A 14,689-nucleotide genomic window follows, 5' to 3' on the forward strand; every position below is an offset into this window, starting at 1 on the left:
TTGACAGTGGCGCACTGTCAACCTTGGGTTGACGTGTGTGCTCGCTACACGATCAGGGGTGCGACGACGTCCGGACCGACGGCCCGGAAGACAGCCCGGAACGGCGGAACGCGCCGGCCGACGGTGTTCGTCGAACGGCGCGTTCCGGTGGGTTGTTCCGCGAGGGGACCGGGGTCAGAGCGTCCCGGAGTCGGCGATGGTGACCTTCGCCTTGGTGCGTCCGCCCTGCGAGCCGAGGCCCTCGATCTTCGTGACCAGGTCCATGCTCTGCTGGTCGGCGACCTCGCCGAAGACCACGTGCTTGCCGTCCAGCCAGGACGTCACGATGGTCGTGATGAAGAACTGCGAGCCGTTGGAGTTCGGGCCGCTGTTCGCCATGGAGAGGAGGCCGGGCTTGGTGTGCGCCAGCTTGAAGTTCTCGTCGTCGAACTTCGCACCGTAGATGCTCTTGCCGCCCGTGCCGTCACCGCGGGTGAAGTCGCCGCCCTGCAGCATGAACTCGGGGATGACGCGGTGGAAGGACGAACCCTTGTAGCCGTAGCCCTGCTCGCCGGTGGCCAGCTGGCGGAAGTTCTCCGCGGTCTTGGGAACGACGTCGTCGAACAGATTGAAGACGATGCGCCCGGCGGGCTCGTCGTTGATGGTGATGTCGAAGTAAACCTTGCTCGTCATGGAACCATCCTGACATCTGCCCGCCCGGCCCCGACGGGCGGGCGCGTCCAAACACCGCTCACGGGTGACCGGCCAGGGGCATGTGGTGGACACGCGGCCGGAGCCGTCGGCCCTGTCGCGCGCCGCGGCGTCACACCCCCGTAGTGCCGTCGATCCGCTCCCGCAGCAGGTCGGCGTGGCCGCTGTGGCGGGCGTACTCACCGATCATGTGCGTGTAGATCCACCGCAGGTTCACCTCGCCGCCAATGAAGGGGGCCGTGTCCTCCAGCGAGCGCGCGGCGCAGTTGACCCGGGACACGGCGATCTCCTCCTGCCAGCGCGCACAAGCTCCCGCGAAGGTCTCACCGCCGGAGAGCTCGAACCCTCCGTCATGGCCCTCGGGGCCGGCCGGCGCCCCGTGCGCGGGCGGGACGTCCTCGCCGGTCAGCACCCGGCGGAACCAGTTCCGCTCGACTTCCGTGAGGTGCTGGACGAGTCCCATCAGGGTCAGCGTCGAGGGCGACACGGATGCGTCACGGACCTGCTCGTCGGTGAGACCCTCGCACTTCACCGCCACGGTGGCCCGGTAGAAGTCGAGCCAGGCGGCCAGACCGGTGCGTTCGTCGGCGTTCAGGGGCGGCATGGGGCGTTCGGTGTTCGTCATGATCACCGATGCTGCCAGGAGGGTCTGACAATCACCCCGCCGAGACCCGCCGAGACCCGCCGAGACCCGAGACCCGCCGAGACCCGCCGAGACCCGAGACCCGCCGAGACCTGCCGAGACCCGAGACCCGCCGAGACCCGAGACCCGCCCCGGCCCGTACGTGCTTCGCCTACGGACGCCGTCGGGGCTTGCCGCGCTTCGCACCGGCCGCGCCCTTGGCCCCGCGGGCACCGCCCTTCGTGCCCTTCGCCCCGCCCGAACCGCTCCGGGGGTTCTTCCCCGCCGACGCACCCGCCGCGGGCTTGCGCCGCGCGCCGCCCGCGTCCCCGCGCTTCGACTTCGGCTGCTGCTCCGCAGGCGCCGTACCGCGTCCCCGAGAGCTGTTCACGGTCCGTCCGCGGACGATCCCGATGAAGTCCTCCACCAGATCCGTGGTCCTGTCCTCGGGCCAGGACAGGGCGATCCGCGATTCCGGCGCGTGCGACAGCGGACGGTAGGTGAGGTCCTTGCGGTGGTGCAGGCGGGCGAGCGACTGCGGGACGACCAGGACACCCACCCCGGCGGCCACCAGCTCGACGGCGTCCTCCGTCGTGGCCGGGCGTTCGATCGCGGGCTTGCCGGGGAGTTCCTCCCAGCCGAGGGTGTCGTCGAGCGGATGCAGCACGATGTCGTCGGCCAGCTCCGCGAGGGAGACCTCGTCGACCGCTGCCGCCACGTGGTCCTTGGGGATCACGACGACGGTCTGCTCGGTGTAGAGGGGGATCGCGCTGAGGTCCGTCCCGTCGACCGGCAGCCGGACGAAGCCCGCGTCGGCCTCACCGGCGCGCAGCAGGGCCGTCGCCTCGGCGGCGGGCACCGCGACGAGAGTCAGGGGGGTGCCGGGCAGACGCTCGTTCCAGATCCGCACCCACTTGGTGGGGGTCACTCCGGGGACGTACGCGAGCCGGAATGAAGGGGATGCTTCCGAGCCTGTCACCCCGCCAGGTTACCGGTCGTGGTCAGAGGTGGCGCACACGCTCGATACTCTTGACACCATGACGTCGCACCAGACCACCCAGACCATGAAGCCCGCGACCGCGGCGAAGAAACTGGGTGTGTACCTCGAGGCCACCCCCACCGAGTTCCAGGAGGGTGTCGTCTCGCGCGCCGAGCTGGCGGCCCTCCAGGCCGATCCGCCCGCGTGGCTGCAGGAACTGCGGAGCAACGGCCCGCACCCGCGGCCCGTGGTCGCGTCCAAGCTGGGCATCTCCATCTCCGGCCTCGCCCGCGGAGGTGTCACGGACGCCCTCACCACGGAGCAGATCGAGGCGCTGAAGCAGGACAACCCCGAGTGGCTGCAGAAGGAGCGGGCCACGCAGGCGGACGTCCGGAAGGAAACCGTACGCATCAAGGAGCGGAACGCGGAGCGCAAGAACGCTTCCTAGCGTTCGCTCCCGACCGCTGAAGACCGCCGTGTGGGTGGTCTCCGTCCCCTTGCCGATCCGGCCGGGGCGACGGAGACCGCCCATCGTCGTTTCCGCGCAGGCGCCGCCACGGCGGCCCGTAAAAGCGGGTGACGGCCGGCCCGCCCCGCCGTATCTTGGTCCGTATGGGAACGCTGTGATCGCCCCGCCCACGACCGTGTAGAGCTCAGCTCCGCCGTCGTGGTGCCGATTCGTCCACGAATCCGTTCTTTCGGCATGGCCGGGAACAGGGGCTTCAGCATGCACCCAGCACACTCCGCACAACTCTCCCTGCACGGCGTCACCAAGCGTTACGGCGACCGCACCGTGCTCCAGCAGATCTCGTTCAGCCTGGCGCCCGGTGAGAAGGCCGGCGTCGTAGGCGACAACGGGGCGGGCAAGTCCACGCTGCTCCGCCTCCTCGCGGGCGAGGAACGGCCCGACGCGGGCGAGGTGACCGTCGTCGCGCCCGGCGGTACCGGGTATCTCGCCCAGGCCATCGGGCTGCCCCCGCAGGCCACGGTCCAGGAAGCCGTCGACCAGGCGCTGGGGGAGCTGCGCGCCCTCGAAGCAGAGCTGCGCCGGGCCGGGTCCGCGCTGGCCGGAGCACATCCCGGGCCGGAGCTGGAGGCGGCCCTCGCCGACTACGCCCGCCTGACCGAGCGGTACGAGGCGCGCGAGGGCTACGGCGCCGACACCCGGGTCGACACCGCACTGCACGGGCTCGGTCTGCCGTGGCTGTCCCGCGACCGGCCGCTGGGGACCCTCTCCGGTGGCGAGCGGTCGCGGCTGGCCCTGGCCGCGACCCTCGCGTCCCGTCCGGAACTGCTGTTGCTGGACGAGCCGACCAACGACCTGGACGACCAGGCGGTCGGCTGGCTGGAGGACCACCTCAGGGCCCACCGCGGGACGGTCGTCGCGGTCACCCACGACCGGGTGTTCCTGGAGCGGATCACCACCACGGTCCTGGAGGTCGACGGCGGCAGGGTCTCCCGTCACGGGGACGGCTACGCCGGATACCTCACGACCAAGGCCACCGAACGCCGCCGGCGCCAGGAGCGGTACGACGCGTGGCGGGCCGAGCTCGACCGCAGCCGCCAACTGGCCGAGTCCAACGGCGCCCGCCTGGACGCCATCCCGCGCAAGCTGACGAAGCCCGGCTCCGGGGCCGGCGCGTTCCGCGCGCGTGGGCGTGCTCACGGTGCGATGAGCCGTATCCGTAACGCGAAGGAGCGGGTCGAGCGGCTCACCGCGCACCCGGTGACTCCGCCACCGGCCCCGCTGTCCTTCACAGCCCGCATCACCACGGCGGCCGGCACCCGCGAGGCACCGGCCGCGGCCCTGGACGGCGTGGTCGTCGAGGGCCGGCTGAAGGTGCCGGAACTGCGCATCGGCCCGGCCGAGCGGTTGCTGGTCACCGGCCCCAACGGCGCCGGCAAGAGCACCCTGCTGCGGGTCCTGGCCGGGGAACTCCGGCCGGACGCGGGCACGGTGGGATGCGCAGGGCGGGTGGGGCACCTGCGGCAGGAGGAGACACCGTGGCCGCCGGACCTGACCGTACTGGGGGCCTTCGCCCACGGCCGCCCCGGCGACCGCGACGAGCACGCCGACCTGCTGCTGTCGTTCGGCCTGTTCGAGCCGGACGACCTACGGACGCGCGTCGGGGACCTCTCGTACGGCCGGCGGCGCCGCATCGAACTCGCCCGGCTGGTCAGCGAGCCGGTGGACCTGCTCCTGCTGGACGAGCCGACCAACCACCTCTCGCCGGCCCTCGTGGAGGAACTGGAGGCGGCGCTGGCCGGCTACGTGGGCGCACTGGTGCTGGTCACCCATGACCGCCGGATGCGCTCACGGTTCAGCGGCACGCGGCTGGAGCTGAGGGAGGGCGTTGCCACCGGCAGGCCCTGAGTGGTCCGGCGCCCCGGCGCCGGCCGTCCGGGACAACCCTTAGGGTGACGCCCATGCTGGAGGGGATCGACGACGTCGAGTGGGCGGTACTGGAGCACGCGTACGGAGCGGCGGACGATGTCCCCGCCCTGCTGCGGGCGGCCGGATCGACGAACGCCCGGGACCGCGAGGAGGCAGTGGACGAGCTGTCCACCTCCCTCTGCCACCAGGGCTCCGTCTACTCGGCGACGGCGCCGGCCATGCAATTCGTCGCGCTGCTCGCACTGGACGGACCCGGCGACCGTCTGCCGCTGTTGTGGCTGCTGCACGGCGCGGCCGACGGGGCGGGACCCGAACGGCAGCAGGCGCGACGGGCGGTGGCCACGGCCCTTCCGGCCCTTCTCGGGCTCGCGGCGGACCAGGACGCGGGGGTACGGCGGGCCATGGTGTGGATCGTCGCCGCCTGTGAGGAGGCCTCCCTGCCGCTGCTCCCGCTGCTGCGGGCCCGGCTGGAGAAGGAGGAAGACGGCGAGGTGCGGGCGGACCTCGTCACCGCGCTGGGCCTGCTGGACGTCGCGCCGGACGTCAGCAGGGCGCGCAACCAGCGCCTGCTCTCCGCTCCGGAGCCTGCGGTGCGCAGGGCCGCGGCGACGGACCTGTTGCGTACGGCCTCGCTGCCGCTGCCGCTCACGCTCGTGGAATCGGCGCTCGACGCCCGGGAGGCCGCGCCCGGCGACGGGGACATCTTCCACCCATGGCCCGCTTCCCACGTCCCGCTCAGGCAACGGCTGATGGACGACCCGGAAGCGGCCCTGCGTGCCGTCGAACGGGGACTGCCGATGGCCCTGGAGCTCACCGAGACCTGGCGAGACCGGGAGAGGGACGTCCTGCCGTGGCTCGCGGCCGCGGCGACGAACTCCGAGGACCTCTGTCAGGTGGCCCGCGCGGGTGCCGCGATGCCGGGCGGGGAGGCAGCCCCGTGGCTCGACTCCCACCTGCGGTCCGACGCCCCTGAGATCCGGGTCGCGGCGACCCTTGCCGCAGTGCGGCTGCGCGTGCCCGGCGCGCTCGGCCTCGTCGTGCGGCTGATGGACGAACTGCCGGAGGCGGCGGCCTCGCTGCAACTGACCCCTCTCGGCACGCCCGGCACGGTCGTGACAGCGGCGGTGGAGGTGTTTGGCGCGGCGGCCGGACCGGTGGCCCGTCGGGTCGCGGCCCGGCCCCGCGCCGAGTGGCTCGACGCCCTGCTCCCCTTTCCGGGGCTCGCTGCCGACTGCGTGGACGACCTGGTCAGGCTGCTGCCCGCTTCGGCCGGGGTGCTGGCCGTGCTGGGACCGGCGGCCGGCCGGGAGGTCTCACAGGCCCTCCGGGCGCGTGCCCGGGCGGGTGACCTTTCCGCAGCGCTGGCGCTGGTGCGGGTCGACGGCGACGCCGAACCTGCGGTGCGGGTGGTGCACTTGATGCCGGATGTGGTGGCGCGACGTGCGGCGGCAGTCCGGGTGGCTGGCGAAATCGGCCCGTCGGCACGTGCGTTGCTCCCGCTGCTGGAAGAGCAGTTGGGGGCGCCGGCCCGGGAGAGGCGGGCGGGCGCGGCTGCCGCGATCTGGCGGGTCACGGGCCGCACGCACGACACGGCGCCGGTGATCGCGGACGGGCTGTCCCACCGCGGCGGCCTGCACGAACCACACCTCGGCGCGCTGCGTGCACTCACGACGATGCGCCTGCTCCCGTCTGCGGCCCGCCCCACGGTCGAGCACATCGTCTCCTCACCGCGCCGTGTCGTCAGGGCCCTTCTCTGCGACGGCACCCCCCACCCGGACCTCGTGGCGAGGGAGCTGGCACGGGAACTGCTGGCGGTAACCGGCTGAAGGGGGGAGGGGCGCCGGCCCGCGGTACCTCGGCGCGATGCGACGGAGGCGGCAGCGGGCGCAGCGAAAGCAGAGAAGGACAAGAAGGCAGAGAGCGCCGAAAAGGACGCGAACGCCGAGAGTGCCGAAAGCACTGAACAAGAAAGGCAAGGAGGGTTTCCCACTCCTTGCCACTATCAAGATATAGCGCACCCGGGGGCTTGCGGCAAGGCCCCGGGTATGCCGCACGATGATCGACCGCAGCCGGAACCAACGGAGTCGGCGACGGCGCGCGGTCCGCGCGTTCATGGCGAAGCAAGGATCGTGCGCGCCCGGTCCAACCGCCGGTGGGACGGGCGGGCGGACGTGGGCGGGCGGCACGGACCATGCCGGAGCGCAGGCCGAAGTCTGATCTCTTGAACTTGGATGGGTGTTTTCGATGATTGACGTGATCGTGGTCGGCGGCGGACCGACCGGATTGATGCTGGCCGCCGAGTTGCGGCTGCACGGCGTGCACGTGGTCGTGCTGGAGAAGCTGACCGGCCCGACGGGAGAGTCCCGCGGACAGGGCCTGCACGCGCGGAGCGTCGAGATGATGGACCAGCGCGGCCTGCTGGAACGGTTCCTGGCCGTGAGCGAGAAGTTCCAGGTCGGCGGTCTCTTCGGCGGCATCGCCACGGCGTGGCCGGAGCGGCTGGACATGGCGCACCCGTACGGCGTCGCCACCCCGCAGCCGGTCACCGAGCGGCTGCTCGAAGAGCGTGCCGTCGAACTCGGGACCGAGATCCGGCGTGGCTGCGAAGTGGTCGGGTTGAGTCAGTCCGAAGACGGGGCCGATGCCGGCGTGACCGTCGAGCTGGCAGACGGCACCCAGTTGCGCTCGCGCTACCTCGTCGGGTGCGACGGCGGCCGCAGCACGGTGCGCAAGCTGCTCGGCGTCGGTTTCCCCGGCGAGCCCGCCACGGTCGAGACGCTGCTGGGGGAGATGGAGGTGACCGAGGATCCGGAGAAGATCGCCGCCGTCGTCGCGGAAGTCCGCAGGACCCAGCTGCGGTTCGGCGTCGGCCCCGCGGTCGACGGTGTGTGCCGCGTCGTCGTGCCTGCCGACGGTGTCTCCGAGGACCGTACGACACCGCCGACCCTCGAGGACTTCAGACAGCGGCTGCGGGCCGTCGCGGGCACCGACTTCGGGGTGCACTCGCCGCGCTGGATGTCCCGGTTCGGGGACGCCACCCGGCAGGCCGAGCGCTATCGCGTCGGCCGGGCGCTGTTGGTCGGGGACGCGGCGCACATCCACCCGCCGACCGGTGGACAGGGGCTCAACCTCGGCGTCCAGGACGCCTTCAACCTCGGCTGGAAGCTGGCTGCCACGGTCGCCGGACGGGCCCCGGAGGGGCTGCTGGACAGCTACCACGCCGAACGGCACCCGGTGGGCGCCGCCGTACTGGCCAACACCCGCGCGCAGATCACGCTGCTGGGGACCGATCCTGGTGCGACCGCGCTGCGCGAGCTGTTCACGAAGCTGATGGGCTTCGAGGAGGTCAACCGGTACGTGACCGGGATGATCACCGCGGTCGACGTCCGGTACGACTTCGGCGAAGGCCACGAGCTGCTCGGCCGCCGGATGCGGGACGTGGAGCTGAGGGACGGGCGGCGCCTCTACTCCCTGATGCACGAGGGGCGCGGGCTGCTCCTCGACCGGACGGGCCGGCTCTCGGTGGGCGGCTGGGCGGACCGGGTCGACCACGTCGTCGACGCCGGCGAGGGTGGCGGCGGGGAGGAACGGGACGTGCCCGCGGTACTGCTGCGCCCTGACGGCCACGTGGCGTGGGCCGGTGAGGACCAGCAGGAACTGCTCGACCGGTTGCCCCGGTGGTTCGGCGCCGCCCTCTGAGTCCGGCCGGCCGCGCACGACCGGCGTCTCGCCCCTGGAGCCGACGAGGGCGGGGGGCGAGACGTGTCCGGTCCGTACCGCGGCTCAGGAGGCGACGAAGCGCGCGATCCGGCCCAGCACGATCGTGTCCGTCAGGTACCCGATGTGGGTCTGGCAGAGCACGTTGTTGTTCGTCGCGCCGGTCAGCCTGGTGCTGGTGTACGGGAGGATGACGCCGTCGCACGCCGAGTACCAGGTGGCGTACTTGGTGTCGCCCGGCGTCTCGTCACCGGAGGAGATCCGAGAGATGAACGACGAGCCCGGGTACATCTGCTGGCAGGTCGTGTAGATCAGGCAGGCACTGGCGAACGTGGTCCCGTGGTTGGCGCCCGCGATGGAGGCGAGGTGGCTGACGCTGGTGTTTCCGCCCAGGACCTTCAGGTAGTACTGGCTGACGAGGCCGCCCATCGAGTGGTTGACGATCGCGACCTTGCTCGCGCCGGTCTGCGACTTCACGTTGTTGACGAAGGTGGCGAGGCCCTGGGCGTTGGTGACGTTGTTGCCGTACGAGTTGTACTCGTAGGCGAACAGCTTGGAACCGGACCAGCCGTTGAGCTGGAAGACGCTCTTGGCGGTGACCCAGTTGGAGGCGTTGCCGGTGTACCCGTGGACGAAGACGACCGGGGTGCCGGTCGACAGCGGCGTCACGGCCGCGGCGGTGGCGGTCTTCGCGACGGGCGCACGGTCGGCGGCGCCGGCGGCCGACGTCGAGCCGAACAGGGTGAACGCGATCGTGACGGCCGCGAGAACGCCGAGAATCCGGCGTGGTGAACGACGACGCATGGGGCACTCCTGACAGGGGTGTGGGGATGCGGGGATGCGGATGCCTGCTCGGATCAGAGTCGGGGCGCCGGGCGTGGGCGGCATCGGCGAATTCACCGGTGCTCGCGAGCGGCCGTGGCCGGACGTACCCGGCGGGCCCCGAGTGCCGGGTACGTCCGGCACTCACCAGGCTGCCCGTCCTGGAAGGACAGGGAGAACGCCCCTTCTCGGACGCCCGTGCGTACCGAGGGGCACGCCGCGTGCGCCGAGAGGTGCCTGGACCGGCAGGTCAGGTGCGGTAGCGGGCCGAGGTGAACCGGCGGAGGAGGTACTTGAGGGGAAGCACCGCGAGCCAGGTCCACAGGGCTGCCGGGGGTGACACGGTGTAGGCCACCACCACGGACGCCGCGGCGACCGGGACGGTGGAGGCCAGATCGATGACCCCGTCCCAGGCGGTGCGGTCACTCGACCGGACCGTCATCCCGCCCGGGCGGGACCGTGCGAGGAGGAACAACGTAAGGTGCAGCAGGCCGATCCCGGCGATGGTCGCCGCGTACACGGCTACGGCTGCCGGGTAGCTTCCCCCGTATTCCGAGAGCACCGACGTCGGGAAGGGCAGCAGTGCCACCAGATCCAGTCCCGCCAGGGTGACCCGGACCATCAGGGTGTCGCACCGCCGGACCTGGTGCAGGATCGACCGCTGGTCGCGCCAGAAGCCGGCCAGCACGGCAAAACTGAGCGCGTACGCGCCCAGGCTCGGCCACACCCCGGCCAGGGCGGCCTCGAAGCCCGCCCGGTCCAGCGCGGGCGGGATGGTGATGTCCAGCACGAGCAGCGTCATCGCGATCGCATAGACCCCGTCCGACAACGCCACGAGCCGCTCCGGGCTCCTTGCCCCCTCGGCGGCCCCATCGGGCTCGGTCGGCACGTCCCCGCTCACCCTGGCCATGCCGCCAACCCTGACCGCCCCCCCCGCCCGCCCCGCGGGCCACGCCTCCGGATCACTCGCGCCTCCCGGCCCCTCGCCCGAACGGCCCAGAGAGAGGGGGCGTGCCGTCCTGCCTGCGGAGCGACAGGGGGCCGTTGCAGGACGCGGAAGGGCCGCCTGGAACGCCGAGTCCCCACAACCTTCCGCCGGATGATCGCCATTCTTTGCATAAAAGTGCAGTCATGCGTATAGTCATGCCATCGACGAGGAGGATTTCGATGGTGGTACGTGCAGCGGTGGCCGGGGCGAGCGGATACGCCGGCGGGGAACTCCTCCGTCTTCTGCTGGTCCACCCCGAGGTCGAGATCGGGGCCCTCACGGCGAACTCCAACGCGGGACAGCCGCTCGGAGCCCTGCAGCCGCACCTGCGGCCGCTGGCCGGCCGGGTGCTCCGGCCGACCACCGCCGAGGTGCTCGCCGGGCACGACGTGGTCTTCCTCGCCCTGCCCCACGGGCAGTCCGCCGCCGTCGCGGAGCAGCTCGGTGACGAGGTGCTCGTGGTCGACATGGGGGCCGACTTCCGGCTCAAGGACGCCGCGGACTGGGAGAAGTTCTACGGCTCGCCGCACGCCGGGACCTGGCCCTACGGCCTGCCCGAGCTGCCCGGCGGGCGGGCCGCGCTGGTGGGGAGCAAGCGCATCGCGGTGCCCGGCTGCTACCCGACGGCCGTGTCGCTCGCGCTCTTCCCGGCGTACGCGGGCCGGCTCGCCGAGCCCGAGGCCGTGATCGTCGCCGCCTCCGGGACCTCCGGCGCCGGCAAGGCGGCCAAGCCGCATCTGCTCGGCTCCGAGGTGATGGGCAACATGTCGCCGTACGGCGTCGGCGGTGTCCACCGGCACACGCCCGAGATGATCCAGAACCTCAGCGCCGCCGCCGGCGAACCGGTCACCGTGTCCTTCACCCCGACCCTCGCACCGATGCCCCGCGGCATCCTCGCCACGTGCAGCGCGAAGGCGAAGCCCGGCGTGAGCGCCGAGTCGCTGCGTGCCGCGTACGAGAAGGCCTACGCCGACGAGCCGTTCGTCGATCTGCTCCCCGAGGGGCAGTGGCCCGCGACCGCCGCCGTATACGGCTCCAACGCCGTGCAGATCCAGGTCGCGTACGACGAGGCGGCCGGCCGGATCATCGTGATCAGCGCCATCGACAACCTTGCCAAGGGCACCGCGGGCGGTGCCCTGCAGAGCATGAACATCGCCCTCGGACTTCCCGAGGACACCGGACTTTCCACGATCGGAGTGGCACCGTGAGCGTCACGGCAGCACAGGGATTCTCCGCGGCGGGCATCGCCGCGGGGATCAAGGACAGCGGTAAGCCGGACCTGGCCCTCGTGGTCAACAACGGTCCCCGTCGCGCCGCCGCGGGCGTCTTCACCTCCAACCGTGTCAAGGCCGCCCCCGTCCTCTGGTCGGAGCAGGTGCTCAAGGGAGGCGAGGTCACCGCCGTCGTCCTCAACTCCGGCGGCGCCAACGCCTGTACGGGCCCGCAGGGCTTCCAGGACACCCACGCCACCGCCGAGAAGGCGGCCGAGGTCCTCGAAGGCCACAGCGCCGGCGAGATCGCCGTCGCCTCGACCGGGCTCATCGGTCTGCTGCTCCCCATGGACAAGCTGCTGCCCGGCATCGAGAAGGCCGCGGCGGCCCTGAGCGAGCACGGCGGCGAGAAGGCCGCCATCGCCATCAAGACCACCGACACCGTCCACAAGACGGCCGTCGCCGGCGGCGAGGGCTGGACCGTCGGCGGCATGGCCAAGGGCGCGGGCATGCTCGCCCCGGGCCTGGCCACGATGCTCGTCGTCCTCACCACCGACGCCGACGTCGCCACCCCCGCACTCGACGCCGCGCTGCGCGACGCCACCCGGACCACGTTCGACCGGGTGGACTCCGACGGCTGCATGTCCACCAACGACACCGTGCTCCTGCTGGCCTCCGGGGCGAGTGGCATCACTCCGGAACAGAAGGAGTTCGCCGAGGCCGTACGGGCCGTCTGCGACGACCTCGCCCGGCAGCTGATCGGCGACGCGGAGGGCGCCTCCAAGGACATCCGGATCGAGGTCGTGAACGCCGCGACCGAGGACGACGCCGTCGAGGTGGGCCGCTCCATCGCCCGTAACAACCTCCTCAAGTGCGCCATCCACGGTGAGGACCCCAACTGGGGCCGGGTGCTGTCCGCCATCGGCACCACGAAGGCGGCCTTCGAGCCGGACGATCTGAACGTCGCCATCAACGGCGTCTGGGTCTGCAAGAACGGCGGGGTCGGTGAGGACCGCGATCTCGTCGACATGCGCTACCGCGAGGTCAAGATCACCGCCGACCTCGCCGCAGGCACCGAGTCAGCCGTCATCTGGGCCAACGACCTCACCGCGGACTACGTCCACGAGAACAGCGCGTACAGCTCATGAGCGCCGCGCGGAAGCACACCGCACTCCCGAAGGCGCAGATCCTCATCGAGGCACTGCCCTGGCTGACCCGGCACAACGGCAAGACCGTCGTCATCAAGTTCGGCGGCAACGCGATGATCGACGAGGAGCTGAAGGCGGCCTTCGCCCAGGACGTCGTCTTCCTGCGGCACGCCGGCCTCAAGCCCGTCGTCGTGCACGGCGGCGGCCCGCAGATCAGCGCCCAGCTCGACAAGCAGGGCCTGGTCAGCGAGTTCAAGGCCGGGCTGCGCGTCACCACGCCCGAGGCGATGGACGTCGTACGGATGGTGCTCGCCGGACAGGTCCAGCGCGAGCTCGTCGGACTGCTCAACCAGCACGGGCCGCTCGCCGTCGGCATGACCGGCGAGGACGCCCACACCATCACCGCGATCCAGCACCGCCCGGTGATCGACGGCGAGGCCGTCGACATCGGCCGGGTCGGCGAGATCACCGCGATCGACACCGGGGCCATCCAGGCGCTGCTCGACGACGGCCGCATCCCCGTCATCTCCTCCATCGCCCGCTCGGCGGAGGACAACCACGTCTACAACGTCAACGCCGACACCGCGGCCGCCGCACTCGCCGCCGCGCTGAACGCCGAGACGCTGATGGTCCTCACCGACGTCGAGGGCCTCTACGAGGACTGGCCCAACAGCGACGACGTGATCAGCCGCCTCACCGCCACCGAACTGGAGAAGCTGCTGCCGGAACTCTCCAGCGGCATGGTGCCCAAGATGCAGGGCTGCCTGCACGCCGTGCGCAACGGCGTGGAGACAGCCCGCGTCATCGACGGCCGGGTCCAGCACTCGATCCTGCTGGAGATCTTCACCGACGAGGGAATCGGCACGATGGTCGTGCCCGACGCACAGGGGGAAGCATGACCAACGCCGAGCTCTCGCAGCGCTGGAAGTCCGCTCTGATGGACAACTACGGCACCCCGAAGCTGTCCCTCGTGCGCGGCGAAGGCGCCCACGTGTGGGACGCCGACGGCACCGAGTACCTCGACTTCGTCGGCGGTATCGCGGTGAACGCGCTGGGCCACGCCCACCCCGCGGTCGTCGAGGCGGTCTCCACCCAGATCGCCTCCCTCGGTCACGTCTCCAACCTCTTCATCGCCGAGCCGCCCGTCGCCCTCGCCGAACGGCTGCTCCAGCTCTTCGGCCGGACCGGCAGGGTCTACTTCTGTAACTCGGGCGCAGAGGCCAACGAAGCCGCGTTCAAGATCGGCCGACTGACCGGCCGCACCCACATGGTCGCCACCGACGGCGGCTTCCACGGCCGCACGATGGGGGCCCTCGCGCTCACCGGCCAGCCCAAGAAGCGCGAGCCCTTCGTCCCGCTGCCCGGTGACGTCACACACGTCCCGTACGGGGACGTCAAGGCGCTGCGGGCCGCGGTGACCACCGACACCGCGCTGCTGATCATCGAGCCGATCCAGGGCGAGAACGGTGTGGTCGTGCCGCCCAAGGGCTATCTGGAGGCGGCCCGGGAGATCACCCGGGCCACCGGCACCCTGCTCGTCCTCGACGAGGTGCAGACCGGGATCGGCCGGTGCGGCACATGGTTCGAGTACCAGGCCCACCAGGGCGTGGAGCCCGATCTGGTCACCCTCGCCAAGGGGCTCGGCGGCGGGCTGCCGATCGGTGCCACGGTGGCGTTCGGCGAGGCGGCCGACCTGCTCGCGCCCGGCCAGCACGGTACGACGTTCGGCGGCAACCCGGTGGCCTGCGCCGCCGGTCTCGCGGTTCTGGACACCCTGGCCGCCGACGGTGCGCTGGACAACGTGAAGCGGCTCGGCGAGCGGATCCGCAGCGGTGTGGAGGGTCTGGGGCATCCCCTGGTCTCCCACGTCCGCGGCTCCGGCCTGCTGCTGGGTATCGTGCTCACCGAGCCCCTCGCACCTCAGGTGCAGCAGGCGGCTCAGGGCGCCGGACTCCTGGTGAACGCACCCGCCCCCGATGTCGTACGGCTGATGCCGCCGCTGATCATCGGTGAGGCGGAAGTGGACGCGTTCCTCCAGGCACTGCCCGGCGCTCTCGACGCGGCTTACGGGGACGGACGATCCGGAGAGGGACACACCGGAGAATGAGGCGACGACG

General features: G+C 71.6%; 13 protein-coding genes. 8 read left to right on the forward strand and 5 right to left on the reverse strand.

All coding sequences use genetic code 11. The features are described 5' to 3' along the window. Positions 1 to 174: 174 nt before the first annotated feature. The 3 genes from ACIBJG_RS27260 to ACIBJG_RS27270 all read right to left on the reverse strand — a co-directional run bounded on the left by ACIBJG_RS27260 (position 175) and on the right by ACIBJG_RS27270 (position 2,291). On the reverse strand, positions 175 to 672 hold the full coding sequence (locus tag ACIBJG_RS27260) for a peptidylprolyl isomerase (RefSeq protein ID WP_399311264.1): 498 nt from the start codon (positions 670 to 672) through the stop codon (positions 175 to 177). Positions 673 to 802: 130 nt separating this feature from the next. Continuing rightward, complete coding sequence (locus ACIBJG_RS27265) at positions 803 to 1,315, reverse strand: DinB family protein (RefSeq protein ID WP_399311266.1); 513 nt, start codon at positions 1,313 to 1,315, stop codon at positions 803 to 805. Positions 1,316 to 1,484: 169 nt separating this feature from the next. After that, positions 1,485 to 2,291, reverse strand: coding sequence for a LysR substrate-binding domain-containing protein (locus ACIBJG_RS27270; RefSeq protein WP_399311269.1), 807 nt, complete (start codon positions 2,289 to 2,291; stop codon positions 1,485 to 1,487). Between the two features lie 58 nt (positions 2,292 to 2,349). Here ACIBJG_RS27270 and ACIBJG_RS27275 point away from each other — a divergent pair, with 58 nt between their 5' ends. The 4 genes from ACIBJG_RS27275 (at position 2,350) to rox (ending at position 8,385) form a co-directional block, all read left to right on the forward strand. Further along, the gene (locus ACIBJG_RS27275) at positions 2,350 to 2,739 is read left to right on the forward strand and encodes a DUF5997 family protein (RefSeq protein WP_399311271.1); all 390 of its coding nucleotides are present in this window, start codon (positions 2,350 to 2,352) and stop codon (positions 2,737 to 2,739) included. Positions 2,740 to 3,018: 279 nt separating this feature from the next. Next, a complete protein-coding gene (locus tag ACIBJG_RS27280; RefSeq protein ID WP_399311273.1) occupies positions 3,019 to 4,665 on the forward strand; it encodes a TlrC/CarA/OleB/SrmB family ABC-F type ribosomal protection protein in 1,647 nt (548 codons plus the stop codon). Positions 4,666 to 4,718: 53 nt separating this feature from the next. Then, complete coding sequence (locus ACIBJG_RS27285; RefSeq protein ID WP_399311275.1) at positions 4,719 to 6,512, forward strand: hypothetical protein; 1,794 nt, start codon at positions 4,719 to 4,721, stop codon at positions 6,510 to 6,512. 418 nt (positions 6,513 to 6,930) lie between these two features. Continuing rightward, positions 6,931 to 8,385 (forward strand): rifampin monooxygenase, encoded by a 1,455-nt coding sequence (gene rox, locus ACIBJG_RS27290; RefSeq protein ID WP_399311277.1) that lies wholly within the window; start codon positions 6,931 to 6,933, stop codon positions 8,383 to 8,385. A gap of 84 nt (positions 8,386 to 8,469) precedes the next feature. On the opposite strand, the gene ACIBJG_RS27295 is transcribed toward rox, so the two are convergent. Continuing rightward, positions 8,470 to 9,207 (reverse strand): esterase/lipase family protein, encoded by a 738-nt coding sequence (locus ACIBJG_RS27295; protein ID WP_399311279.1) that lies wholly within the window; start codon positions 9,205 to 9,207, stop codon positions 8,470 to 8,472. 268 nt (positions 9,208 to 9,475) lie between these two features. Further along, positions 9,476 to 10,135 (reverse strand): TMEM175 family protein, encoded by a 660-nt coding sequence (locus tag ACIBJG_RS27300; protein WP_399311281.1) that lies wholly within the window; start codon positions 10,133 to 10,135, stop codon positions 9,476 to 9,478. 257 nt (positions 10,136 to 10,392) lie between these two features. Here ACIBJG_RS27300 and argC point away from each other — a divergent pair, with 257 nt between their 5' ends. Genes argC through ACIBJG_RS27320 form a run of 4 tightly spaced genes read left to right on the forward strand, consistent with a single transcriptional unit; the run spans position 10,393 to position 14,679 of the window. Then, the gene (gene argC / locus ACIBJG_RS27305) at positions 10,393 to 11,421 is read left to right on the forward strand and encodes an N-acetyl-gamma-glutamyl-phosphate reductase (RefSeq protein ID WP_399311283.1); all 1,029 of its coding nucleotides are present in this window, start codon (positions 10,393 to 10,395) and stop codon (positions 11,419 to 11,421) included. Continuing rightward, on the forward strand, positions 11,418 to 12,572 hold the full coding sequence (argJ, locus tag ACIBJG_RS27310; protein WP_399311285.1) for a bifunctional glutamate N-acetyltransferase/amino-acid acetyltransferase ArgJ: 1,155 nt from the start codon (positions 11,418 to 11,420) through the stop codon (positions 12,570 to 12,572). Before argC ends, argJ begins: the two co-directional genes overlap by 4 nt. Beyond that, complete coding sequence (gene argB / locus ACIBJG_RS27315; protein ID WP_399311286.1) at positions 12,569 to 13,471, forward strand: acetylglutamate kinase; 903 nt, start codon at positions 12,569 to 12,571, stop codon at positions 13,469 to 13,471. The genes argJ and argB overlap by 4 nt, the downstream gene beginning before the upstream one ends. Next, entirely contained in the window at positions 13,468 to 14,679 is a 1,212-nt protein-coding gene (locus ACIBJG_RS27320) for an acetylornithine transaminase (RefSeq protein WP_399311288.1), read from the forward strand. Before argB ends, ACIBJG_RS27320 begins: the two co-directional genes overlap by 4 nt. Positions 14,680 to 14,689: the final 10 nt, after the last annotated feature.

The sequence above is a fragment of the Streptomyces sp. NPDC050422 genome (assembly GCF_044458665.1).
GTDB lineage: Bacteria > Actinomycetota > Actinomycetes > Streptomycetales > Streptomycetaceae > Streptomyces.